Origin of the sequence: Paucibacter sp. DJ2R-2 (assembly GCF_025717675.1) — a bacterium.
Lineage (GTDB): Bacteria > Pseudomonadota > Gammaproteobacteria > Burkholderiales > Burkholderiaceae_C > Paucibacter_A.
On the sequence record NZ_JAJIRT010000001.1, the window covers coordinates 1,584,247 to 1,606,702 of the forward strand.

Annotated in this window: 21 protein-coding genes; 5 read left to right on the forward strand and 16 right to left on the reverse strand. The window is 67.0% G+C overall.

Annotated elements, in window-relative coordinates; translation table 11 throughout:
• Positions 1-33: 33 nt before the first annotated feature.
• On the reverse strand, positions 34-1,515 hold the full coding sequence (locus tag LNV28_RS06865; RefSeq protein ID WP_263515795.1) for a hypothetical protein: 1,482 nt from the start codon (positions 1,513-1,515) through the stop codon (positions 34-36).
• Between the two features lie 667 nt (positions 1,516-2,182).
• Here LNV28_RS06865 and LNV28_RS06870 point away from each other — a divergent pair.
• Positions 2,183-3,094 carry a hypothetical protein gene (locus tag LNV28_RS06870; protein ID WP_263568756.1) on the forward strand — a complete coding sequence of 304 codons (912 nt, stop codon included), beginning with the start codon at positions 2,183-2,185 and terminating at the stop codon, positions 3,092-3,094.
• A gap of 24 nt (positions 3,095-3,118) precedes the next feature.
• Here LNV28_RS06870 and ubiA read toward each other — a convergent pair whose 3' ends face one another.
• Complete coding sequence (ubiA, locus tag LNV28_RS06875; protein ID WP_263515793.1) at positions 3,119-4,024, reverse strand: 4-hydroxybenzoate octaprenyltransferase; 906 nt, start codon at positions 4,022-4,024, stop codon at positions 3,119-3,121.
• Between the two features lie 96 nt (positions 4,025-4,120).
• Here ubiA and LNV28_RS06880 point away from each other — a divergent pair, with 96 nt between their 5' ends.
• Positions 4,121-4,678, forward strand: a complete 558-nt coding sequence (locus LNV28_RS06880) for a sigma-70 family RNA polymerase sigma factor (RefSeq protein WP_263515792.1) — start codon at positions 4,121-4,123, stop codon at positions 4,676-4,678.
• Positions 4,675-4,890: a zf-HC2 domain-containing protein gene (locus LNV28_RS06885; protein ID WP_263515791.1), complete on the forward strand. Its 216-nt coding sequence runs from the start codon at positions 4,675-4,677 to the stop codon at positions 4,888-4,890. Before LNV28_RS06880 ends, LNV28_RS06885 begins: the two co-directional genes overlap by 4 nt.
• 36 nt (positions 4,891-4,926) lie before the next feature.
• Here LNV28_RS06885 and LNV28_RS06890 read toward each other — a convergent pair whose 3' ends face one another.
• Genes LNV28_RS06890 through LNV28_RS06900 form a run of 3 tightly spaced genes read right to left on the reverse strand, consistent with a single transcriptional unit; the run spans position 4,927 to position 8,036 of the window.
• Positions 4,927-5,526 (reverse strand): hypothetical protein, encoded by a 600-nt coding sequence (locus LNV28_RS06890; RefSeq protein WP_263515790.1) that lies wholly within the window; start codon positions 5,524-5,526, stop codon positions 4,927-4,929.
• Between the two features lie 44 nt (positions 5,527-5,570).
• Positions 5,571-6,647, reverse strand: coding sequence for a tRNA 2-selenouridine(34) synthase MnmH (gene mnmH, locus LNV28_RS06895; RefSeq protein WP_263515789.1), 1,077 nt, complete (start codon positions 6,645-6,647; stop codon positions 5,571-5,573).
• 42 nt (positions 6,648-6,689) lie between these two features.
• A complete protein-coding gene (locus LNV28_RS06900) occupies positions 6,690-8,036 on the reverse strand; it encodes a TAXI family TRAP transporter solute-binding subunit (RefSeq protein WP_263515788.1) in 1,347 nt (448 codons plus the stop codon).
• Between the two features lie 220 nt (positions 8,037-8,256).
• Here LNV28_RS06900 and LNV28_RS06905 point away from each other — a divergent pair, with 220 nt between their 5' ends.
• Positions 8,257-9,348, forward strand: coding sequence for a hypothetical protein (locus LNV28_RS06905; RefSeq protein WP_263515787.1), 1,092 nt, complete (start codon positions 8,257-8,259; stop codon positions 9,346-9,348).
• A gap of 25 nt (positions 9,349-9,373) precedes the next feature.
• Here LNV28_RS06905 and LNV28_RS06910 read toward each other — a convergent pair whose 3' ends face one another.
• The 11 genes from LNV28_RS06910 to LNV28_RS06960 form a co-directional block, all read right to left on the reverse strand.
• Positions 9,374-10,372 (reverse strand): branched-chain amino acid ABC transporter permease, encoded by a 999-nt coding sequence (locus LNV28_RS06910; protein ID WP_263515786.1) that lies wholly within the window; start codon positions 10,370-10,372, stop codon positions 9,374-9,376.
• Positions 10,369-11,256 carry a branched-chain amino acid ABC transporter permease gene (locus LNV28_RS06915; RefSeq protein ID WP_263515785.1) on the reverse strand — a complete coding sequence of 296 codons (888 nt, stop codon included), beginning with the start codon at positions 11,254-11,256 and terminating at the stop codon, positions 10,369-10,371. Before LNV28_RS06915 ends, LNV28_RS06910 begins: the two co-directional genes overlap by 4 nt.
• A 167-nt stretch (positions 11,257-11,423) precedes the next feature.
• On the reverse strand, positions 11,424-12,632 hold the full coding sequence (locus LNV28_RS06920) for an ABC transporter substrate-binding protein (RefSeq protein ID WP_263515784.1): 1,209 nt from the start codon (positions 12,630-12,632) through the stop codon (positions 11,424-11,426).
• 41 nt (positions 12,633-12,673) lie between these two features.
• Entirely contained in the window at positions 12,674-13,393 is a 720-nt protein-coding gene (locus LNV28_RS06925; protein ID WP_263515783.1) for an ABC transporter ATP-binding protein, read from the reverse strand.
• A 360-nt stretch (positions 13,394-13,753) separates the two neighbouring features.
• Positions 13,754-14,524, reverse strand: coding sequence for an ABC transporter ATP-binding protein (locus tag LNV28_RS06930; protein ID WP_102768900.1), 771 nt, complete (start codon positions 14,522-14,524; stop codon positions 13,754-13,756).
• Between the two features lie 128 nt (positions 14,525-14,652).
• Positions 14,653-15,504: an alpha/beta fold hydrolase gene (locus LNV28_RS06935; RefSeq protein WP_263515782.1), complete on the reverse strand. Its 852-nt coding sequence runs from the start codon at positions 15,502-15,504 to the stop codon at positions 14,653-14,655.
• Complete coding sequence (locus LNV28_RS06940) at positions 15,501-16,625, reverse strand: branched-chain amino acid ABC transporter permease (protein WP_263515781.1); 1,125 nt, start codon at positions 16,623-16,625, stop codon at positions 15,501-15,503. The genes LNV28_RS06935 and LNV28_RS06940 overlap by 4 nt, the downstream gene beginning before the upstream one ends.
• Before the next feature lie 20 nt (positions 16,626-16,645).
• Complete coding sequence (locus LNV28_RS06945) at positions 16,646-17,608, reverse strand: branched-chain amino acid ABC transporter permease (RefSeq protein ID WP_263517117.1); 963 nt, start codon at positions 17,606-17,608, stop codon at positions 16,646-16,648.
• 103 nt (positions 17,609-17,711) lie between these two features.
• Positions 17,712-18,509 carry an ABC transporter ATP-binding protein gene (locus tag LNV28_RS06950; protein WP_263515780.1) on the reverse strand — a complete coding sequence of 266 codons (798 nt, stop codon included), beginning with the start codon at positions 18,507-18,509 and terminating at the stop codon, positions 17,712-17,714.
• On the reverse strand, positions 18,506-19,279 hold the full coding sequence (locus LNV28_RS06955) for an ABC transporter ATP-binding protein (protein WP_263515779.1): 774 nt from the start codon (positions 19,277-19,279) through the stop codon (positions 18,506-18,508). The genes LNV28_RS06950 and LNV28_RS06955 overlap by 4 nt, the downstream gene beginning before the upstream one ends.
• A 421-nt stretch (positions 19,280-19,700) precedes the next feature.
• A complete protein-coding gene (locus LNV28_RS06960; protein WP_263517116.1) occupies positions 19,701-20,834 on the reverse strand; it encodes a substrate-binding domain-containing protein in 1,134 nt (377 codons plus the stop codon).
• A 458-nt stretch (positions 20,835-21,292) separates the two neighbouring features.
• Between LNV28_RS06960 and LNV28_RS06965 the strand changes: the two genes are divergently transcribed.
• Entirely contained in the window at positions 21,293-22,444 is a 1,152-nt protein-coding gene (locus LNV28_RS06965) for a serine hydrolase domain-containing protein (protein ID WP_263515778.1), read from the forward strand.
• The last annotated feature ends 12 nt before the right edge of the window (positions 22,445-22,456 follow it).

The following is a 22,456-nucleotide window of genomic DNA, read 5'->3' on the forward strand; positions in this document are numbered from 1 at the left end:
GCCCGAGGGTCAGGGCTTGCCTGCTGAGGCCGTTCAGCGCGGCGCCTTGGTGAAAGCGATCACCTCCTGGGTGCTGGTGACCGCGCCAGTCGGTGCGGGCAGGGTGCTGACGGTCACGCTCTTGGGCAGCATGAAGGGCAGGGCATCGCTGCTCCAGAGGGTCAGCTCGGTCGGCACGACGAAGCTGGACTGCAGCAGCGGCAGCATCATGCTGAGCAAGGGGCTGGTGGCGGCCGGGCCTTGAACCTGGAAGTCCTTGAGCGCGAACTCGACCCGGAACTTGCAGCTGTTGGCAAAGCTGCCCGCAGCCGTGCTGACGGTTTCGTTGGCCTCGCGCCGAACCATGAACTCGTATTTCATCACCAGGGCCGTGGCGCCACCCAGGGAGGCAAAGGCGTCGCTGACGCTCTTGCCCTGGGTGGTGGCCGTGACGCTGATCTTGCCGCTGCCGCCGCCGGGGATGCCGGCTTGGGTCAGTCTTTGCTGCCAGTCGGCCGGCTCGTAGCGGGTGACGGTGTCGGCGGCACCCGGTGTGGCCGCGTCCTGCGCCAGCGCGGCGCCGCTGACCGGGTCGAGGTAGAAGGTACCGACACCTGCCTGGGCGGCCGTGATGCCGCTGGTGCTGACCGTGCCGACGATGGCGGCCCGGCCCTGATAGCTGCCGGCGCTGAAATCGTACTTGACAGTGAAGGGAGCGGCTCCGGCCGCGCTGGAGGTCTGCCGGTAGGTGACCGAGTCTCCGGCGCGTGCCACCAGCGGCGCGCATTCATTGCCGCTGCTGGGAGCGGGGGAGGGTGCGTGGGTAGGCGACGGGGCAGGCGATGGGGCCGGTGTCGGCGCCGGGCTGGCGCCGCTCCCGCCGGCGGCCGGGTTGCGCCCTTGCAGATAGCGCCCGGAGCCCGTGGCGCTGCCCATGTCGGTGCCCGAGACATAGAGGCCGTTGAAGGCCGGGGCAAAGAAGTCGATGTGGCGCTGCTCGTCCAGCACCGCCACCACGCCGATGGGCTGACCGGCCATATTGGTGTTTTGGCAGACCGCGCGCACGGGGGCTGTGGCGGCGCTGGCGCCGGCGAGGCCGGCAGCGGGGGTGTAGCTCAGCACGCCGCCGGCCAGGCGCAAGCTGGCGGCGCCGAGCTCGGCCGCCGTGTTGCTGTCAAACACGGTCACGGCATACAGGCCATCGAAAGCGTTCAGGGCCGAGGCATTGAGCTCGGTTTGATTGCCGCAGCTGGCGGGGCTGGGCGCCGGAACCGGAGCCGGAGCCGGAGCTGGTGCTGGTGCTGGTGCTGGTGCTGGCGCTGGCGCAGGAGTGGGCGCGGGTGCAGGTGCAGGTGCAGGTGTGGGCACTGGGCTTGGCGTGCCGGCGGGCGCAGTGTCAGGCGCGGCGGTGCCGTCGTCTCCACCGCCGCCGCAGGCGCTCAGCGCCAAGGCGGCCGATGCTGCAATCAGCAAGGTACGGCCGTGGCTGGCTGGGCGAGCGCGGCGAGCGGGATGGGGCAGCAGACGTGGGTTCATGGCGTGGTTCTCCGGTTCAGGTGAGGCAGGGCCGGTACGTTCTTTCTGGCAACTGGCACCGGTACAAGACGGGCAGAGGAAGCGAAGTCGCAGCAGACCGTTCGCTCCTTCCTGCTTTGGATACGCAGCTCACAACCAGCAAAAGGATCAAGGGCCTGGGGAAAGGTGCTTTTTCACCGCCGGGGCGGCGCTACAGTGCCGGCGCGGAGCCTGTAGAGCTCTGAACCGAGGGGGCTTGAACATGGGGTTCAGGAAGGACGCTGCGGGAGCAGCAGTGGTGGGTGACCGGCGACACCGAGGACGCTGGCTCTTGCTGGCAGCGCTGTGCCTGGTCTGGTGCGGCCAGGCTCTGAGCTCAGCTCAGGCGGCTGAGACGCTGATCGTCGGCCGTGCCGACGCCGACAGCCTGCCGGGTGTGAGCCTGGGCCTCTTGCTGTTGGACGGGCCCCGGCGAGTGCTGACGCTTCGATTGCGGGACGGCGCCCGGCCCGGCTCGTCGGGCTTGTCCTGGCGCGAGGTCGATGCCACCGGCTTGCGCAAGATCGACCGCTTTGCCGCGCCCCGCCTGCAGCTGCGGCGAGAGCCTGAGCCGTGTCAGTTTTCGCTGCGCTGGGGTGCTTTGCTGCCGCCCCCGCCACCTTTGCATGGATCGAGTGAGCGCGAGCACTTGCTCCAAGCCAACCACGCCGACGCGGAAAACGAACAGCCGGCCTGGCAGACGGACTTGCCCGCGGATGCGCAAACCTTGGCCCTGCGAGCCTGGCTGCTGGCCGATGCCAGGGCGGAGGCGGAGCTCGTCCTCTACGTGCTGGATCTGCAAGCCGGGTTGGGTTCGGCGGGGGAGTACCGCTTGGCGGGCTTGCCCACCCTGCCGCCGCTGAGCTGGAAAGGCAGGGATGAGCCGTGGTCCTGGCTGAAGGCTCCGGTGCGCCTGCCGCTGGAACTGGCCGGACAGTTTCCGCAGCTGTTCCGGGCGGTCTGGGCTGAACAGGCGCGTCAGCAGAAGAGGGGCGAGGCGTCGCTGCTGTTCAGCAGCGAATGGGTGAACGGCCTTCATGCCTTTCGCCGGAGCCGCTATCTGGATTTGCAAACGCATGAACTGCTGGCACTGGGAGCGCCGGAGCTGCTGGCCTCTTTGAAGACTGCCCAGCTTCACCGCCTTTATCTGCGTCTGCGCGCTGCCGATGCACCCGAGCAGCTCAGTCTGCAAAAGCTGCCCAGGGCTGGTGCCGGGAGCCGCTCCTGGCTGGCGATTCAAGCGGCACAGGAGGATGGCGCCCAGTGCAGCGCGCATCTGGCCACGCTCTCGTGCGCGGCGCTGTGCCATGAGCGGATCGAGCGCTTGGCGCTCGACCCACCGGGCACCTATCTGCTGGAGCCACGGCGTGGCGAGCTGCCCGAGTCCCGCAGCGAGCAAATGCAGGCGTGCCGGGCTTCCTGCAATGCCCAGATGGCGCGGCTGGCCGCAGACGCTCAGGACTACGCGAGCGAGGGCCGCGCCCAGGCGCAGCAGGAGTTGTTGGATGGCTTGAGGCGGATGACGGGGCCGGGATTCCTTGCCGCTGAGCGTCAGCGCTAGCCCGCCAGTTGGCCCCGCGGCCCCTCAGCGCAGCGCCAGATCCGCCACCGTGCCCGCGAACACCGCCAGGCCAACCCAGTGGTTCTCGCGGAAGGCTTTGAAGCAGCCCTCGCGGCTGCGGTCCTTGATCAGGGTGTAGTGCCAGACCACTTGCGCCGCCGCCACGGCCATGCCGAGCAGAAAGACGCGGCCAAGGCCCAGGCGCAGGCCCAGCGCCGTCCAGGCAGCGAGGTAGATGGCGTAGAAGGCCATCACGCCGGCCACATCGAAGCGGCCCAGAGTCAGGGCCGAGGTCTTGATGCCGATGCGGATGTCGTCATCGCGGTCGACCATGGCGTATTCGGTGTCGTAGGCCAGCACCCAGAACAGATTGGCCACCAGCAGGGCCCAGGCCGACAGCGGCACGGCGGCGTTGATGGCGGCCAGGCTCCATTCGGTGCCACCCAGGGCGGCCGAGAAGGCCATGGGGATGCCAAAGCTGAAGGCCACGCCCAGCACCGCCTGCGGCATGTTCAGCACCCGCTTGGCATAGGGGTAGAGCAGGGTCACGGCCAGGGCGGCGAAGGACAGCAGGATGGTCGGCGCATTGGTGGTCAGCACCAGGCCGAAAGCCAGCAGGGCAAGACCTGCCCCCAGGGCCAGGGCTTCCTTCACCGAGACCGCGCCGCTGGTGACGGGGCGCTGGGCCGTGCGTTTGACATGTTTGTCGAAATCGCGGTCGGCGACGTCGTTGACGCAGCAGCCGGCCGAGCGCATCAGCACGGTGCCGCCGATGAAGACGGCCAGCAGGTGCCAACCCGGCCAGCCGTCGGCCGCGATCCAAAGGCTGCTGAGCGTCGGCCAGAGCAGCAGCAGCCAACCGGCGGGCCGGTCCCAGCGGATCAGGTTCAGGTAGAGCTGCAGTCGTGTGGGCGAGGCGTGGGAACTCATGGGGCGGATTGTCGCCGCGGCAGAGAACTGCGCTGTAATGTGGGCCAGTCTTCCGCCGACCAAGCGGAAGCTTCATTCCTTGCCACCGGCCTGCCCATGACCCTTGAATCCCAACTTGCGGCCCTGCATCAGCCCTTGCTGCGCTTTGCGCAGCTGCAGCTGCGCCATGACAGCCTGGCTGAGGACGCGGTGTCCGAGACTTTTCTGGCCATCCTGGAGAAGCCCGAGGCCTTCGAGGGCCGCAGCTCGCTGCGCACTTACGCCACCGGCATCCTCAAGTTCAAGATCATCGACCTGCTGCGCAAGCGCGGGCGCGAGGTCCATATCGAGCCGCTCGATGAGCAGAGCATGGACGATGCGCTCGACGCGCTGTTCGCCAGCAACGGCCATTGGCAGGAGCCGCAGGCGGCCTGGCGCGAGCCCGAGCGGGCGCTGGAGCAGCAGCAGTTTTTCGCCACCTTGCAGGACTGCATCGACCGCCTGCCGGCCAAGGTGGCCCGGGTCTTCATGATGCGGGAAAGCCTGGACCAGGAGGTCGAGGACATCTGCGGTGAGTTGGGCATCACCAGCAACAACTGCGGCGTGATGCTGTACCGGGCGCGCATGTCGCTGCGCGAATGCCTGGACAAGAACTGGTTTCAGGTGCAGGCATGAAGCTGATGTTCGATTGCCGCGAGATGGCCCGCCTGATCAGCGATCGCCATGAGCAAGCGCTGGAACCGGGCGAACGCGCCCGCTTCCGATTGCATCTGGTGATGTGCCGCAACTGCCGTACGGTGGAGGAGCAGATGGCGTTTCTGCACCAGGCCATGCGTCGCCTGGGCCAAGCGAACGACAGCGAAGGCGACCCGGCCGTGCGCGGCTGAAGGCTGCGTTGCAGTCGCTGCGCTGGTTTTGCCTGCTCAGCGCTTGCTGTTCATGCGTTCCACTTGCGCCTTGGCAGCCGCCAGCGGCCGCACGCCCAAGGCGGCGCGGTCTGCGTCGGTGACGGCGCTTTCGTCCACCTTGTAGAGCTCCCAGAGCTGGGAGCCTTCGGGCTTGGTGAACTGGGTGCCGTACCACTGCGGCTTGTTCAGGCGCATCAGGATGCGGTCCCAGGACGCGGCCCGCAGCCAGAGGGCTGACTCGTTGTCGGGCTGCAGCAGGGTGGCGACAGTGGCCAGTGCGTGGGCCTGGCGGATGTCTTCGACGCCGTCACCATGCTGGTAGACCATGGCGGCGTTGTAGAAATCGGCGCTGGTGCGCGCCTTGCCGGCCTTGAGCAGGGCGAGCACTTCGACTCGGCGCTCCTGGTCTTGTTTGGCGACGATGCTCCAGTCGATGTTGTCACGGCCCGGCGAACGTGCCGCCTGATCCGCGTCTCGGAGGCGCTGCAGATCGGCGTTGTTTTCGAGCGTGGCCTGGCCAGCACTGCTGCTCAAGGGCGCAGCTTGCGCTTGCGCGGGCAGGCTGACGGTGGACAGGGCCGCGCTCAACGCGGCCGCCAGCAGGGGGGCCGTCATCGGGCTTCGAGAGTGTTTATTCATGGGGTCCGGTTCTCGGGGAATCATTCGGTGCCTGGGGCCTGTGATGTGCTGCGCAGCTGGTGGGCCAGGGCCTCAATGTCCTGCGGCAGCAGGGCCTGTGCCTCCAGCACCTGGCGCTGTGGCCATTGCTGAAAGTTGGCGGCCTGGGAGCGGGCGTAGTGCGGGTCGTAGTGGCTGCGCATCAGCTCGGCGAACAGCGGCGCCAGGGTGGCGCTGCGCGCCCAGTCCTGCCAGCGGTTGACGGTTTCATGGCCGTGGCTGGGGCGCAGCCGGTCGAGGATCTGGGCCAAGCCGGCACCGTCTGCGCCCAGATAGGCGTAGTCGCGCAGCAGGAACTCCAGGCGCGCCTCTTCGCTGGCGCGCAGCTCGATGCAAGGGCTGGCGCGCATGCGCTCCAGCAGCGCTGACGGCACCGTGATGCGGCCGATCTTGCGGCTCTCGGCTTCGATGTAGACGGGCTGGCTCAGGTCCAGGCCGGCCAAGGCGGCATACAGCGCGGTGTCGAATGCTTTTTGCGAGGGCTGGGCTTGACCTGGCAGATCGCCCAGCATGGACCCCTTGTGGCAGGCCAGGCCTTCCAGGTCCAGCACCTGGGCACCTTGCCGGGCCAGGGCCTGCAGCAGCTGGGTTTTGGCACTGCCGGTGGCGCCGCAGACCACGCGCAGCGGCAGCGCCGGGCAGCGCTGGTCCAATGTTTCCATCACATGCTGGCGGAAGCGTTTGTAGCCGCCGGCCAGCTGCTGCGCGTCCCAGCCGACCAGGCGCAGCCACTGCACCATGGAGCCGCTGCGCAAGCCGCCGCGCCAGCAGTAGACCAGGGGCTTCCAGCCGATCGGCTGGTTCTTGAACTGCTCGGACTGCAGATGCCGCGCCAGATTGGCCGCCACCATGGCGCCGCCGACGCGGCGGGCCTCGAAGGCGCCTTCTTGTTTGTAGAGCGTGCCGACGATGCGGCGCTCTTCGTCGTCGAGCACCGGGCAGTTGATGGCGCCGGGGATGTGGTCGAGCGCGAATTCGGCCGGCGAGCGGGCGTCGATCAGGCAGTCGAAGCGAGGCAGTTCGTCGATGCCGACAGGGCCACGGTGGCTGCTGCTCATGGCATCAAAGGAGGCAGAAAGTTCATGCGCAGGCTCTCGAAATCAGGCGGATCGCAGTGTCGCATGGGCGGTGTTCACCGGCGTGGTCAGCAGTTCGCGCAAGCGCATGCGAACCAGCTGGATGTCGCTTTGCAGCTCGAAGAACAGGTCTGAATGGCGCGAAGGCACGCCGAGCTGCCGGACCTTGTCGCTCAGCGCATCGAGCTCGCGCAGCAGGCGGGCGGCGTCCAGCTCGCTGATCGGCTCTTGCAGCCGCGCCTCCACGGCGCGCAGCTGGCGGTAGGGCAGGTGCAGGCGTTCGCGTATCCACCAGCGGTAGATGCGTGGGGCGTAGTTGAAGAGCGGAAAGAACAGGGCCGCCGCTGACAGCAGCAGGGCGGCCATGCGTTCCACCTGCACCGCCATGCTCAAGGGCAAGAGGCGTTGCAGGAAGCTGGGCCCCTGCTTGTAGTAACGCAATGCCGCAGCGGCCATCGGGTACTCGGGGTCGCTGTTCAAAGGGAACTCCCCGGCGCGCTGGAACAAGCCGGCCTGGCCATGCTCGGCCACCAGGAAGCGGGTCAGCAGCTGGACCAGGTCGGGGTGCAGATCCTCCCTCACCAGCACAGCATTGGTGGTGGCCAGCAGTTCGACATCGACCATGGGCTGGTTGCGTTCCAGGTCGATGGCGCCTTGCGGCAGCACCAGGCGCACCAGAAAACTCAGGTGCCGCGTGATGGCCTCGGCCTGGCGCAGGCTAAGCAGTTGCACGCGATCGTCGTGCAGGAGTCGCTGCACCAGCGGTGAGTCGGCCGCGAAAGCCATGAAGATCACATCGGCCTGGCTCGTCAGCAAGGCCTCGGCCGCGGCCTCGCCGGCCAGGGGCAAGAGCTGGGCATTGGCCGCGCCGATGCCGTGCAGCTTCAAGACCTGATCGGCCAGAACCCGCGTACCGCTGTCCTGCGGGCCGACCGCGATGCGCTTGTTCTTCAGCTGGGTCAGGTTGTTGAAGGGGTACTCGGCACGATGAAAGATCCAGAGGATCTGGTGGTTGATGCGGCCCAGCGAGACCAGGCCTGGGCTTCGCTCTGCGTTCGAGACACCGCCTTGCACAAAGGCCAGATGCACGCCGGAAGCGGGGTCCTTCAGCAGGCGCAGGTTTTCCAGCGAACCCTGGCTGGGAACCAGGGTGGAGCGGATGTGCTCGGCCTGCAAGGCCTGCTGGTAGCGCTGACCGAAATGCTCATACGCCCCGCCCTTGAAGGCTGTGGCAATGCCCACCTGTTTGGGCGGCGCGGGCATGGCATGGGCCAGCAGCAGCCAGAGCGCGGCCAAGAGCACCAGGAACAGGGCGAGGGCTTGGTGGGAGTAGCGCAGGCGTCGGGGCAGCGGGACGGAGAGGCGAGGCATGGTCGGGGAGGGGCCGTTGCAAGAGGGCGAGGTGTTCAAACAGAGCGCGAAGTATCTGGCCCGACATGTCGGCGCGCTGCAAGTCATGCCGCGGCCGTGCGCAGTGCGCGCAAATGGCGGCTGAGGCCTGGCTATGCTTCGCCGCGCCGGCTTTGATTGCCGTTCAAGCCTTTATTCAAGACACAGGCGCCGCGGCAGCGTGGCGCCAGGAGACATGCGCGTGCCCCAGATCAATGTGGACTCTCGGCTGGCGACCCCCGTGGCCTCAGGCCCTTGTTTGCGCCAGGTTTGCGGCATTGCTCTGAGCGTGCTGGCCTTGCTGGCCTCCTTGCCGGCGGCTGCGGCCGAGGCCACGCCAGCCCCAGGCTTGGCATCGGCAGAAGGGCCTGTGCAGCGCCTGCGCTTCGATTACCACAGCAGTTTCCTGATGAACCTGCACCACTTCTTGCTTGACGCCTCGCGCCGCAAGCCGGAGCTGGCGGCCGAACAAGCCGCCTGCCGGCTTGAACCCACCGAGCTGGCGCCGCTGAACCAGGCGCGGGCCTTCTATGCCGAGCAATTTGAGCAGCGCCACCCCTTGTTCGATGCGGGCCTTGCCGCCATCAAGCAGGCCCTGCGTCAAGCTGAGGACGGCCGCCGTGACGCGCAGGGGCTGCGCGGCCTGCCGGAGCCTCTGGCGCTGCAGCTGAGCGCGGCCGCGCCCGCCTATGGGCGTTGCGTCTGGCCGGCCCACGAGGCCAGCAACCGGCGCTGGATCGAGCAAGCCCAGGCTCTGGACACACGATTTGGCGCTGCCGTGCAGGCGCGGCTCGAACGCCAGTTCACCCAGCCCTTCACCCGCCTGCCGCTGCGCACCGATCTGGTCCACATGACCGGAACCTACGAGGGCGCCTACAGCAGCGACGAGCCCGAGCATGTGCTCATGCCCAGCGGCCGCCCCGATTACCAGGGCGATGCGGCGCTGGAGATGCTGTACCACGAGGCCAGCCATGTGGGTGTGATGCGCCCCTTGTTCCGCAGCACGGCTGCCGCTCTGAAGGCCACGCCGCGCCCGAATGCCCAGCTGCTTTGGCATGCGATTCAGTTCTATACCGTCGGCCTGGCTGTGCAGGAGGTGCTGCGTCAGGACGGCGAGCGGGAGTACACGCCCTATGCGGTGCAGGGCGGGCTTTACCGACGCGCTCGTTGGCAGCAAGCGCTGCCCGCCATCGAAGCGCATTGGCTGCCGTGGTTGCGCCAGGGGCGCCCCGGTTTCAGCGAGGCCGTGGAGGCCGTGGTGCAAGCCCTGCCCATGCAGCCGGTCTCGGACTGAAACGCGCCGCCGGGCGCGGCTTGTCTCAGCCTCGGGCCGGCGCCTGCCTCCGCTCCCACCAGGCCAGGACCTCGCCGACCAGGCCGCGGCGGAAGGCCAGCACGCAGACGATGAAGATCAGGCCCGTCACCAGGCTGACCGATTCACCCAGGCCGTTGAACCAGGCGATGCCCGAGACATCGGCCAGGGCCTTGCCCAGATCGCCGATCTTGTTCTCCAGCGCGATGATGATGAGCGCGCCCAGCATGGGCCCGACCAGGGTGCCCATGCCGCCGACCAGGGTCATCAGGATGACCAGGCCCGAGGTGGTCCAGACCGCGTCGGTCAGCGTGGCGAAGCCCAGCACCAGGGTCTTTGTGGCGCCGGCCAGGCCGGCCAGCATGGCCGAGAGCACAAAGGCCAGCAGCTTGAAGCGGTCGACGTCGTAGCCCAGCGAAATCGCGCGCGGCTCGTTCTCGCGGATCGAGGTCAGCACCTGGCCGAAGGGCGAGTGCACCGTGCGGTAGATCAGCCAGAAACCGGCGATGAAGAGGCCCAGCACCACGTAATACAGCGTCAGGTCATTCGCCAGATCGAGGCCGAGGAAATGCCCGCGCGGCACCGACTGCAGGCCGTCCTCGCCGCCGGTGAAGGGCGCTTGCAGGAAGACGAAGAACAGCATCTGGCTCAGGGCCAGGGTGATCATTGAGAAGTAGATGCCGGTGCGACGGATCGCCAGCAGGCCGAAGATCAGGCCCACGCCGCCAGCTGCCAGCATGCCGAACATCAAGCCCAGCGGCGTGGGCAGACCCCAGACCTTGAGTGCATGGCCGGCGCCGTAAGCGGCCGTGCCGAGAAACGCCGCATGGCCAAAGCTCAGCAGGCCGGTGAAGCCCACCAGCAGATTGAAAGCGCAGGCGAACAGGGCGAAGCACAGCACCTTCATCACGAAGATGGGGTAGACGCCCAGGGCCGGCAGGAGGGCGATGGCGCCGAACAGCAGGCCGTAGCCGAGCAGGGGGTTGCGGTTCTGGGTGGCGCTCATTTTTCTTTTCCGAAGAGACCGGCGGGGCGGACCAGCAGGACCAGGGCCATGACGACGAACACGACCGTGCTGGACGCCTCAGGGTAGAAGACCTTGGTCAGGCCCTCGACCAGGCCCAGGCCCAGACCGGTCAGGATGGAGCCGAGGATGGAGCCCATGCCGCCGATCACGACCACCGCGAAGACCACGATGATGAGGTTGCTGCCCATCAGCGCCGTCACCTGCAGGATGGGCGCGGCCAGCACGCCGGCAAAGGCGGCCAGGGCCACGCCGCCGGCGTAGGTCAGGGTGATCATGCGCGGCACATTGATGCCAAAGGCCTGCACCAGCTTGGGGTTCTCGGTGCCGGCGCGCAGGGTGGCGCCCAGGCTGGTTTTCTCGATCAGGGCCCAGACCGCCAGGCAGACGGTGATGGAAGCCACCACCACCCAGGCACGGTAATTGGGCAGCACCATGAAGCCCAGATTGGTGGCGCCCTGCAAGGCCTCGGGCACCGCGTACTGCTGGCCCGAGACGCCGTAAAAGCTGCGGAAGATGCCCTCCATCACCAGGGTGATGCCGAAGGTCAGCAGCAGACCGTAGATGTGGTCGAGCTTGTACAGCCACTGCAGCAGCAGGCGCTCGATCAAGATGCCCAGCACGCCGACGAGCAGCGGTGCCAGCAGCAGCATCACCCAGTAGTTGAGGCCCAGGTACTCCAGCCCCATCCAGGCCAGGAAGGCGCCCATCATGTAGAGCGCGCCGTGGGCGAAGTTGATGATGTTGAGCATGCCGAAGATCACGGCCAGGCCCAGGGACAGCATCGCGTAGAACGAGCCGTTCACCAGGCCCAGCAGCAGCTGGCCCAAGAGTGCAGGCAGGGGAATGCCGAGTAGGTCAGTCATGGTCGGTCAGGTGATGTGGCGCTGTGGGGCTGGAGGGTTCAGGACGCAGAGGCCGCAAAGGAACGCAGAGCTCGCAAAGAGCGTTGAGGCAGGAACGAGCGCTGCCTCGGCGCCCTCGGCGTCACTCTGAGCGCTCTGCGTTCTGTTTCGGTGCGCTCAGGACCGCTCTACTTCTTCACTGCGGGGCACTTGGAATCCACCAGCTTGGTGAAGGCTTCTTCACCGGGGATGCGGGTCACGACCTTGAAGTAATCCCAGGGTTCCACGGAGTCCTTCTGCGACTTGACCTGCAGCAGGAACATGTCGTGGACGAAGCGGCCGTCTTCCTTGCGGATCTGGCCCTTGGAGAAGAAGTCGTTGATGGGCGTGGCCTTCATCTGCGCGATCACCTTGTCGGCATCGTCGGTCTTGGTGGCTTCCACGGCCTTGAGGTAGTTCCAGGCGGCGGAGTAGTCGGCCGCCTGCAGCGAGGAGGGCATGCGCTTCATCTTCTCGAAGAAGCGGCGGCTCCAGGCGCGGGCCTCGGGCGTCTGGTTCCAGTACCAGCTGTCGGTCAGGTACATGCCTTCGGTGGTCTTCAGGCCCAGCGAGTGGATGTCGTTGATGAACATCAGCAGACCGGCCAGCTTCATGGTCTTGGTGACGCCGAACTCATTGGCGGCCTTGACGGCATTGATGGTGTCGCCGCCGGCATTGGCCAGGCCCAGGATCTGTGCGCCCGAGCCCTGGGCTTGCAGCAGGAAGGAGGAGAAATCGCTGGCATTGAGCGGGTGCTTGACGCTGCCCACCACCTTGCCGCCGCTCTTGGCCACCACGGCGGCCGTGTCGGCCTGCAGCGAGGCGCCGAAGGCATAGTCGGCGGTCAGGAAGTACCAGCTCTTGCCGCCGCCCTTGGTCACGGCCGCGCCGGTGCCGTTGGCCAGGGCCACGGTGTCGTAGGCGTAGTGGATGGTGTAGGGCGAGCAGTCCTCATTGGTCAGGCGGGCGGAGCCGGCGCCGATGACGATGAAGGGCTTTTTCTTCTCGGCCGCGATCTTGGCCATGGCCAGGCTGGCGCCCGAGTTGGTGCCGCCGATCAGGAGGTCCAGGCCTTGGGTGTCGATCCACTCGCGCGCCTTGCTGGCGGCCACATCGGCCTTGTTCTGGTGGTCGGCAAAGATCACCTCGATCTTCTTGCCTGCGACCATGCCCTTCATATCGGCCACGGCCATCTTGATCGCTTCGACGCCACCGGCGCCGTCGATGTCGGCGTAGACGCTGGACATGTCGGTGATGATGCCGATCTTGATCACATCGCCGGAGATCTGGGCCTGGGCGGCGCCGGTGCAGGCCAGCAGGCTGGCCAGGGCGAGATGCTTGATGCGGATGGTGTTCATGGACGGTCTCCTTCGTTGGAATCGATCAATCGATCAAAAGCTCACACACTCAACAATTCGTCCAGCTTGGCCTGCTGCGCGGCCAGCTCGGAAGCGGGGAAAGACGCCACCACCTCGCCATGCTCGACGACGATGAAGTGGTCGGCCAGCGGCGCGGCAAAGCGGAAGTTCTGCTCCACCATGACGATGGTGAAGCCCTGGGCCTTGAGCGTGGTGATCATGCGCGCCAGGGCCTGCACGATCACCGGGGCCAGGCCTTCGGAGATCTCGTCCAGCAGCAGGATGTCGGCGCCGGTGCGCAGGATGCGGGCCACGGCCAGCATCTGCTGCTCGCCACCCGAGAGCCGGGTGCCGGGGCTGTTCCGGCGCTCGGCCAGATTGGGGAACATCTCGTAGATCTGCGCCTCGGTCATGGGCGTCGCCCGGCCACCGCTGAGTCGCGGCGGCAGGCGCAGGTTCTCTTCGGTCGTCAGCGAGGCAAAGATGCCGCGCTCCTCCGGGCAGTAGCCCAGGCCCAGGTGGGCGATGCGGTGGGTGGGCAGGGCGATGGTTTCCTCGCCGTGCACGCGGATCGAACCCTGGCGCCGCCCGGTCAGGCCCATGATGGCGCGCAAGGTGGTGGTGCGGCCGGCGCCGTTGCGGCCCAGCAGGGTCAAGACCTGACCCCGCTGCACGGATAGATTGATGCCATGCAGGATGTGGCTCTCGCCATACCAGGCGTGAAGGTCGCGGATCTCCAGGGCAGACTCGATCGTGCTCATGCCGCCACTCCTGTTTGAGCTGTGGCTGTCCTGGGCCCGTGAAACGGGCCGGGAGATCCTGAAAGCGAGAATGGACGCAGAGCCCGCAGAGGGAAAGCGCAGAGCTCGCGGAGGCAGTTCATCTCGACGCTCTCCGGAAGACGCTGCGAACTCGGCGCTCGCGTTTCAGCGCGTCCAAGGCGTCGGTCTGCGCTAGGCGCCAGCGAAGATACAGATCCGCAGAGGCCGCTAAGAGACGCAGAGAACGCCGAGAGAGCCAAGGCTGTAGCAGTGTTCTCTGCGCGCTCTGCGTCCCTCGGCTGTTGGCTCTGCGTCCGTACTTTGGATCCCGTCTTTTGAGGGTAATAAGGTGAAGACATCTCAATGCGCCCCCTGCAACTCGGTCGCCTCGGTGCCCATATACGCCTCCAGCACGGCGGGGTGGCGCGAGACTTCGGCATAGTCGCCCTCGGCCAGCACCGAGCCGCGCGCCAGCACGGTGATGCGGTCGGCAATGGTGCTGACGACCTTCATATTGTGTTCAACCATCAAAACAGTACGGCCCTCGGCCACGCGTTTGATCAGGGCGGTGACACGGTCCACATCCTCGTGGCCCATGCCCTGGGTCGGTTCGTCCAGCAGCATCAGCGCCGGCTCCATGGCCATGGTGGTGGCGATCTCGAGCGCGCGCTTGCGGCCGTAGGGCAGGTCGCCGGCCTTGAGGCTGGCCATCTCGCGCAGGTCCACCAGCTCCAGCAGGGCGAGCACGCGCGCGTCCAGCTGCTTCAGGCCGGTCAGGCCCTTCCAGAAATGGAAGCTGGTGCCGGTGAAACGCTGCAGGCCGATGCGCACGTTCTCCAGCACCGTCAGGTGCGGAAACACCGCCGAGATCTGGAAGCTGCGGATCACGCCGCGCCGCGCGATTTCGGCCGGGCGCTCGCCGGTGATGTCCACCCCGTTGAACAGGATCTGGCCGCGCGTCGGTTCCAGGAACTTGGTCAGCAGATTGAAGCAGGTGGTCTTGCCCGCCCCGTTGGGGCCGATCAAGGCATGGATGGCGCCGCGCGCGACTTGCAGATTCACCCCGTCCACGGCGGTGAAGCCCTTGAAGTCCTTGCCCAGACCTCGCGTTTCAAGAATCAGTTCGCTCATCGTCAGACGTTCGCCGGTTCATTCAGGGTGGGGTCGATTCGAGCGTAGCAGCAGCGCATGTCCGCTGGTGCGTTGGCCGGTGCTGCTCTGCTGCGTAGATACCCGCGTGTTCGACCGTCTTGAGTCGTTCATGCCTGTATCCCGTCGGCGCGCAGAAAGCGCTCCACCAGGTCCAGCTGCTCCGGCACATTGAGGGCCGGCGCATGGCCGCAGCCGGGGATGGTGACCACGGCCGCGGCCGGGCCGCGCTCACGCATGGCCTGCACCGTGCTTTCCAGCAGCAGGTCGGAATGCTCGCCGCGCAGGCACAGAACCGGCAGGGCCAGGCTGTCCCAGGCGTCCCAGAGCAGGTAGTCATCCGGGTGGTGGGTGAACTGCAGGGCCATGGCCGGGTCGTAGTGCGGGGTGACCCGGCCGTCGGGCAGGCGGCGCACCGAGGTCTCGGTCAGCTGCCGCCACTGCGCGTCGCTGAGCCAGCCATAGGGCTTGTAGACGCTGCGGAAGTACTGCTCCAACTCGCTGACGGTGGCAAAGGCCGCCGGCTGGCCGGCATAGCTGCGGATGCGCTGCAGCGCTTCCTCGGCCAGCTGCGGGCCGTTGTCATTGAGAACCAGGCGGCGGATGCGGCCGCGCAGACGGGTGGCCGCCGCCAGCGTGCCGATGGCGCCGCCCATGGAGGTGCCAACCCAGTGGAATTCCTTCAGGCCCAGCTGGTCCACCAGGGCCGTGGCCTGTTGCACATAGAAAGCCAGGCAGTACTCGGTGGCCGGCGCCGGGCTCCACTCGGAGAGGCCGCGGCCCAGGGTGTCCGGGCAAATGACGCGGTAATGCGTGGACAGGTGGCGGGCCAGCTCGTCCATGTCGCGGCCGGTGCGGGCCAGGCCGTGCCAGGCGATCACGCATTCGCGGTGCTCGCTGCCCCATTCGGTGTAGTGCAGCTCGCGGCCTTCGCAGCGCAGGTAGTGGGAGCTGGGGTTCATGATGAGGACACCTCCGCCGATGTGGCTGTCTGCTTGTGAGCCCGCAGTGCCGCCGCAAGGCGCAGGCGCCCGACGATGCCGCTGGGGAAGTGGTACACGGCCAGCACGAAAAGAATGCCCAGCCAGAGCAGCCAGCGGTCCGGCGACACCAGCTGCGAGAGCAGGGGCACGCCCTGCAGCGCGCCTTCGCCCAGGCGCAGCAGGTCTTGCAGATAGTTCTGCGCCAGCACGAACACCAGGCTGCCCAGCACCGCGCCGTAGATGGTGCCCATGCCGCCGATGACGACGATGAGCAGGATGTCCAGCATGATCTCGAAGGACATGGCCGTGTCCGGCCCGGCGTAGCGCAGCCAGATGGCGAGCAAGGCGCCGGCGCTGCTGGCGAACAGGGCGGCCAGCACATTCGACAAGGTGCGGTAGACGACGGTGCGGTAGCCGATGGCCTCGGCCCGGAACTCGTTCTCGCGGATGGCTTGCAGCACGCGGCCAAATGGCGAGTTGACGATGCGCAGCAGCAGCAGCACAAGGCCCAGCACGGCGAAGAACAGCAAGTAGTAGCTGAGCAGGCGGCCGTCGATCGTCACGCCCAGCAGCGGCTCTTCCAGGTACTCGGTCGAAGCTTGCAGGGCGGCGGGCAGCTTGAAGTTCAGGCCGTCCTCGCCGCCGGTGAAGTCGGAGAGCTGCGAGGCCAGGGTCAGAAAAGCCGAGGCCACGGCCAGGGTGATCATGGCGAAGAAGATCGCCTTCACGCGCAGGCTGAAGAGCCCGATTACCAGGCTCAGCAGCAGGGACAAGGCCAGGCCGGCCGCCCAGCCCGTGGCCAGCGCCGGCCAGCCCGCGCCCATGCGGCTGCTGGCGATGGCAATGCCGTAGGCGCCGATGCCGAAGAACATGGTGTGGGCAAAGCTGACGATGCCGGTGTAGCCCAGCAGCAGGTCGTAGCTGGCCACCAGTACGATGAAGACCAGCACTTTCGCCGCGACATTGAGCGCCTTGGTCGAGGGGAAGATGAAGGGCAGCAGGGCCAGGCCCAGCACGCTCAGGCTCAGCAGCAGGGCCAGCCAGCGGCTGCGCGGCAGGTCGTGGGACAGGAGGTTCTTGAGGGAGAAGGAGGAATGCATGGCTTGAGGTCCCTGGCTGTTCAACGCTGACCCAGCGGGTACAGGCCTTGCGGCCGCCACATCAACACCGCCACCATCAGGCCGATGTTGGAGAACAGGGCCAGCTTGGGCGCGAGGAAACCGGTGTAGTTGGCCAGCAGGCCGACCAGCAGGGCGCCGACCAGGCAGCCCACGGTGGAGCCCAGGCCGCCGATGATGATGACGATGAAGATCAGCACATTGACCTGTGCGCCGATCTGCGGCGTCACGCCTTGTTGGTACAGGCCCCACATCACGCCGCCCAGGCCGGCCAGGGCCGAGCCGCCGACGAAGACGGCGACAAAGAGGCGACGCACGCGGTAGCCCAGGCTCTCGACCATCTCGCGGTCCTGCACGCCGGCGCGGATCAAGAGGCCCAGCTTGGTGCGGTTGAGCAGCCAGAGCAGGGCCAGCAGCACGGCCAAGCCAGTCAGCACGGCGACGATGCGGAACTTCTCCACCGCCGCCTCGCCCAGCAGCAGCGAGCCGCGCAAACCCTCGGGCAAGGGCAGGGGAATCATCTGCGCGCCCCAGACCACCTTGAGCAGCTCCTCGCCGATGATCATGCCGCCCATGGTGATGAGGATCTGCTTGAGGTGCAGGCCGTAGGCCGGCCGCACCAGCACGCGCTCGAACAGCAGGCCCACCGCGCCCGCCACCGCCATGCCGGCGCTGCAGGCCACGGCCACGGCGAAGAGATTGGCGCCCAGGTGAGGCGTCTCGGTGAAGCTGCTCATGGCGCCCAGCACCGTGGTGGCCATGAAGGCCCCGAGGGCGATGAAGACGCCGTGGCCGAAGTTCAGCACATCCATCAGGCCGAACACCAGGGTCAGGCCCGAGGCGATGATGAAGATGATCAGGCCCATGGCCAGGCCGGCGATGGTCAGCGTCAGCCAGGTGCTGCCGCTGCCGACCAGGGGCAGGGCCAGCAGGGGCAGGGCGGCCAGCAGCCAGAGCGGCCGCATGTCGAAGCGGGCCTTGGGGATGGCCGCGGCGGCATCCGCCGCGGAAGGGAGGGTGCTCAGGGTCTCAGCTTGTGTGCTCATTCGGCCGGTCCTCATTTTTCTTTTACTGATGAGCCGCCAGGCTCAGGCCCAGCAGGCGCTGCTGCAGGGTCTCGTCCTCGGCCAAGGCCTGCATGGCGCCGGCGTGGACCACGCGACCGTTGTCCATCACCGCGACCCGGTCGCCCAGGGCGCGGGCGACCATGAAGTTCTGCTCGACCAGCAGCACGGTGGTCGGGGCCTGACCTTGCTCGCCGCCGCGCTTGAGCTCGCGCAGCGCCTCGATCAGGTTCAGGATGATGGCGGGCGCCAGGCCCTTGCTGGGCTCGTCGATCAGCAGCAGGCGGCGCGGCTCGATCAGAGCACGGGCGATGGCCAGCATCTGCTTTTGCCCGCCGCTGAGCTTGCCGGCCGGGTAGAGCCAGAACTTCTTGAGCGCGGGGAAATGGCCGAACAGCCAGTCCAGGCGCTGCCCATCCAGCTCGCTCAGGCGGCGCGCGGCGCGCGCGGCCAGCAGCAGGTTCTCGGCCACGCTGAGGTCGGCAAAGATGCCCATGTTCTCGGGCACATAGGCAATGCCGCGCTGGGCGATCTCGGGCGTTTGCGCCGGCTCGCGCGGGCTGCTGGCGCTGATGCGCTGGCCGTCGAAGTCGATGCGGCCCTGGCTGGCTTGCCACAAGCCCATGATGGTGCGCAGGGTGGTGCTCTTGCCCGCGCCATTGCGGCCCAGCAGCATGGTGACCTGGCCGGCCGGCACCTCCAGATCCACGCCGTGGAGGATGTGATACGCGCCGATGTGGGTGTGAACGCCCTGCAAGGTCAGCAGCGATGGTGCGTTATGGTTGCTCGTGTTTGCATTCATGTGCCGGCAGCCTCCATCTCAGCCACGGGCAGCGCCGCGCCGAGGTAGGCGTTCTGCACCACGGGCGAGGCGATCACGGCGGCCGGTTCGCCGTCGGCCACCAGCTGGCCGTTGTGCAAGACGATGATGCGGTCGGCCAGCTCGCGCACCACGTCCATCTTGTGCTCGACCAGCAGGATGGTGTGCTGGCCCTGGGCGTTCAGCTCGCGGATCAGGTCCAGCACCACGGGCACTTCGTCCACGCTCATGCCGGCGGTCGGCTCGTCAAACATATAGACCTTGGGTTGCAGGGCGATCAGCAGGGCCACTTCGAGCTTGCGCTGGTCGCCATGCGGCAGGCTGGCGGCGGTGGCCTGGGCGCGCGCTTGCAGCCGCACGCGCTCGACGATGGCCATGGCTTCGTCGATCAGGTCCTGGTGCTGCAGCCAGACCGAGAACATGCGCAGGCCCAGGCCGCGCCGTGCCTGCACGGCCAGGCGCACGTTCTCGAGCACGCTCAAATGCGGGAACAGCTGGGTCAGCTGAAAAGCCCGGCCCAGGCCCAGGCGGGTGCGGGCCGGCGCGGGCAGGTTGGTCAGGTCGAGGCCGTCCAGCCAGACGCTGCCGCTGCTGGCTTTCAGCTGGCCGGAGATCAAGTTGAAATAAGTGGTCTTCCCGGCGCCGTTGGGGCCGACGATGGCGGTGAGGGTGCCCGGTTGGAATTTGCAAGACACCCCGTCAACCGCTTTGTGGCCGCCGAAGTGGATGGAGAGGTTCTTTGTTTCAAGCACGGGTGCGTTCCACGTTTTTTGAGGTTAGAGCGCTGAATGCTCGGCTACTGCGCGGCTCCAGGCCGTCGTTGCGGGTCCTCCCACAGATCCTCACGTAGCGCTGCTACGCTCCGGTCTGTGGGTCCCCCCGCGCCTAGCCCAACGGCCGCTCGCTACGCCTCGCGCGCTAGCGATGCGCGTACCGAACGTCGGCGCTATCGTTGCTTTCGGCCCGTCCGTGTTTCATCGTTTGAGCTTCACGGGTTCGCCCCCTGTGCCAGCGCCCGAGGCGTAGCGAGCGGCTTCAGGACTAGGCGCGGGAGGACCCGAGAACCGGAACGTAGCGGCGCTACGTGAGGATTCGCGGGGGGACCCGCAACGACGGCCTGGAGTCGCGCAGTAGCCGAGCATCCGGCGCTCTGGTTTCTACGGCTTCTACGACTCAGCGCTGATTCCGAATCGGCACATTCATCTCTTCGGCTTTGATCTCTCGTACGAGTTCCGGGACCCCCCACGCAAACGCCGGATCCACCTTGATCTTGAAGTGATACATCGCCTGCATCGCCTGATGATCCTCGGGTCTGAACGTCATCTTCCCTTTGGGTGTTTCAAAACTCATGCCTTCCATGGTCTTGATCAGCTTGTTGGTGCTGGTGTCACCGCCGGTCTTTTTGAGCGCCTCCACCACGGCGATGGCGGCCGTCATGCCGCCGGCGGTGAAGAAGTCGGGCGGCGCCTTGAACTGCTTGTAGTGGTTGGCGACCAGCCACTCGTTGACCGGGTTTTTGGGGATGCCGAAGTAGTAGTACGCAGCGCCCTCCATGCCGGGAAACTGCTTGTAGGCCGTCATGGCCGGCAGGATGTTGCCGCCGGTGGCGATCTCGATGCCATAACGCTTCAAGTCCAGGTCAGCGATCTTGAAGGGGTTGCCCGCGCCAGCCCAGAGGATGAAGACGACTTTGCGGCCGGGCTCGTTCTTGAGCTTGTCGATCAGGCGCTGGGCGCCGGCGGTGAAATCGGTGGTCGTCGTGGGCAGGTATTCCTCGTGGACGATGCGGGCCTTCTTGATCGCATCACGGAAGGCCTTCACGCCGTCGCGGCCGAAGGCGTAGTCCTGCGCCAGCGTGGCAATCGTGACGCCGGCTTTGTCCAGGGCCACGGCATTGGAGATCGCGTCTTGCGAGGAATTGCGGCCGGTGCGGAAGATGTATTTGTTCCACTTGTCGCCGGTGATGGAGTCGGCCACGGCCGGCTCGACCAGCAAGATCTTTTTGTACTCCTCGGCCACCGGCAGCATGGCCAGGGCCACGCCCGAGGCAGTGGGGCCTACGGCCAGATCGGCCTTGTCGTCGCCATAGGCCGTGGCCAGCAGGTTCTTGCCCACATCGGGCTTGCCCTGGTCGTCTTTCTCGATCACCACGATCTTCTTGCCGCCCACCGTCATGGTGCCGCCGGTGGCGTAGTCCAGGCCCATCATGAAGCCGGTCTGGGTCTGCTTGCCGTAGGCCTCCAGTGGGCCGGTCTTGCTGTAGATCAGGGCGACGCGGACTTCGCCCGCTGCAGCTTGGGCGGCCATGGGCGCTGCCAAGGCCAAGGCCAGCCAGCTGCAAGCGCCGATCAGGGCCAGGCTCGCCGCGCGGCGGGGGATGAGGAATTGAGGGAGGGGGGGCATGATGAATCAGGTCTCCGGTTGTGGTGCGGCCTTGTTGGGTCTGCGCCCGGGCTTGGTGTCCATCATGGTGCAAGGCCCGTGCCTGCGGCAGGCACTCCCCTGCTGCAGACCGCCCAAACTGGCGTAAACCCCGAGCTAGGAGGCGCCATAGGCCTCGCTGGAGCGCCCTACCATGGCCCGGCCCGCGGCTTGGCTGCTGAGGGGTCAGGTCTTGCCCGGCTCGGAAGCGGGGCCTGGGTCCAGTCACCTTGGCTGAAGCCTGGACAGGGGTGTATGAATTTCAAACAGCCATATGGAGCTGTCTGCTCTCCAGACACAGCTTGGCTGTGCCGATGAGCGCAGCCGGGAACGAGGAGCCCACCATGAACCCTTCACCGCAACGACGCCAGCTCTTGCAGACCGTGCTGGCCGCCGGAGGCCTGGGCCTGGCCGGCCGCGCAGGCGCCGCGCTGGCCCGCACCTCGCCCTCGGCCGCCGCCCTGGACCGCGTGGATGCCTACGCCCGGCAATGGCTGCGCGACCAGCAGATGCCCGGACTGGCCCTGGCCCTGCTGCAGGACGGTGAGCCCATCTACGCGCGCGGCCTGGGCTGGGCCGATGTGGGACAGCAGCGCCCGGTCACCGAAGACATGCGTTTTGCCATTTGTTCCATTTCCAAGCCTTTGCTGTGCTGCGCCGCGCAGTTGATGGTGGAAGACGGGCAGCTGCGCCTGGACCAGCGCCTGGCCGGTCTCTTCGACGGCCTGCCGTTGGCCTGGCAGGCCATCACCTTGCGCCAGCTGATGCAACACAGCTCGGGCCTGCCCAAGAACGTCGACTTCGGCGACCCCGAGGTGCAGGCCCTGTTTCCGCGCAACTACGGTGAGGCCGAATGGTTGCCCATCGTCATGCGCCAGCCCTTGCTGAGCCCGCCCGGCCAACGTTTCCTGTACAGCAATGTGGGCTACAACGTTCTGGCCAGCGCCATCGGCCGGCTGGCTGGCCGGCCCTATGAGCAGGTGCTGGCGCAGAAGCTGTTCGAACCCCTGGGCATGAAGAGCGCTCGCCTGATGCAGCCCGCTCCGGGCTTTGCCGACATGGCGGCCCCGCATCAGCGTGGGCCCGGCGGAGGGATCGTCGACATCGGCGCCCAGCAGCCGCCGGGCGTTCGCAGCTGGATGGCGGCCGGCTGCGGCGGCTTTGAAATGAACCTGCGGGACATGATTCAGTGGGAGCGCGCCCTGCAAGGTTGGGGGCCGTTCAAGCCCTATCGACGCGTGTTCGAGAAGCTCTGGGCCCAGGGCGTGCGCACCGACTCGGGCGACAGTTATGGCCTGGGCTGGAGTTTCAAGCGCGGCCCAGGCGGCCCGCTGCACTGCTGGCACGAGGGCCAAAGCGAGGGATTTTCGGCGCGCTTCGAGCGCTTCCCTGGCCAAGGCCGTGCCGTCGTGGCCCTGGGCAATCTGGGCGATTTCCAGCCCGCCGGGCTGAGTCGTGCGGTGCAGGATCTGGCCTGGAACCCCAGCTACCGTTGAACCCGCCGCGCC

Bases quoted from the DNA above. Each gene is read 5' to 3' on its own strand.
- LNV28_RS06925 (WP_263515783.1), bottom strand. From the start codon at position 13,393: ATGAGCACGATCGAGTCTGCCCTGGAGATCCGCGACCTTCACGCCTGG.
- LNV28_RS06945 (WP_263517117.1), bottom strand. From the start codon at position 17,608: ATGCGGCCGCTCTGGCTGCTGGCCGCCCTGCCCCTGCTGGCCCTGCCC.
- LNV28_RS06880 (WP_263515792.1), top strand. From the start codon at position 4,121: ATGACCCTTGAATCCCAACTTGCGGCCCTGCATCAGCCCTTGCTGCGC.
- LNV28_RS06910 (WP_263515786.1), bottom strand. From the start codon at position 10,372: ATGAGCGCCACCCAGAACCGCAACCCCCTGCTCGGCTACGGCCTGCTG.
- LNV28_RS06890 (WP_263515790.1), bottom strand. From the start codon at position 5,526: ATGACGGCCCCCCTGCTGGCGGCCGCGTTGAGCGCGGCCCTGTCCACC.
- LNV28_RS06920 (WP_263515784.1), bottom strand. From the start codon at position 12,632: ATGAACACCATCCGCATCAAGCATCTCGCCCTGGCCAGCCTGCTGGCC.
- LNV28_RS06885 (WP_263515791.1), top strand. From the start codon at position 4,675: ATGAAGCTGATGTTCGATTGCCGCGAGATGGCCCGCCTGATCAGCGAT.
- LNV28_RS06865 (WP_263515795.1), bottom strand. From the start codon at position 1,515: ATGAACCCACGTCTGCTGCCCCATCCCGCTCGCCGCGCTCGCCCAGCC.
- LNV28_RS06935 (WP_263515782.1), bottom strand. From the start codon at position 15,504: ATGAACCCCAGCTCCCACTACCTGCGCTGCGAAGGCCGCGAGCTGCAC.
- LNV28_RS06960 (WP_263517116.1), bottom strand. From the start codon at position 20,834: ATGGCCGCCCAAGCTGCAGCGGGCGAAGTCCGCGTCGCCCTGATCTAC.
- mnmH (WP_263515789.1), bottom strand. From the start codon at position 6,647: ATGAGCAGCAGCCACCGTGGCCCTGTCGGCATCGACGAACTGCCTCGC.
- LNV28_RS06940 (WP_263515781.1), bottom strand. From the start codon at position 16,625: ATGCATTCCTCCTTCTCCCTCAAGAACCTCCTGTCCCACGACCTGCCG.
- LNV28_RS06930 (WP_102768900.1), bottom strand. From the start codon at position 14,524: ATGAGCGAACTGATTCTTGAAACGCGAGGTCTGGGCAAGGACTTCAAG.
- ubiA (WP_263515793.1), bottom strand. From the start codon at position 4,024: ATGAGTTCCCACGCCTCGCCCACACGACTGCAGCTCTACCTGAACCTG.
- LNV28_RS06915 (WP_263515785.1), bottom strand. From the start codon at position 11,256: ATGACTGACCTACTCGGCATTCCCCTGCCTGCACTCTTGGGCCAGCTG.
- LNV28_RS06965 (WP_263515778.1), top strand. From the start codon at position 21,293: ATGAACCCTTCACCGCAACGACGCCAGCTCTTGCAGACCGTGCTGGCC.
- LNV28_RS06900 (WP_263515788.1), bottom strand. From the start codon at position 8,036: ATGCCTCGCCTCTCCGTCCCGCTGCCCCGACGCCTGCGCTACTCCCAC.
- LNV28_RS06950 (WP_263515780.1), bottom strand. From the start codon at position 18,509: ATGAATGCAAACACGAGCAACCATAACGCACCATCGCTGCTGACCTTG.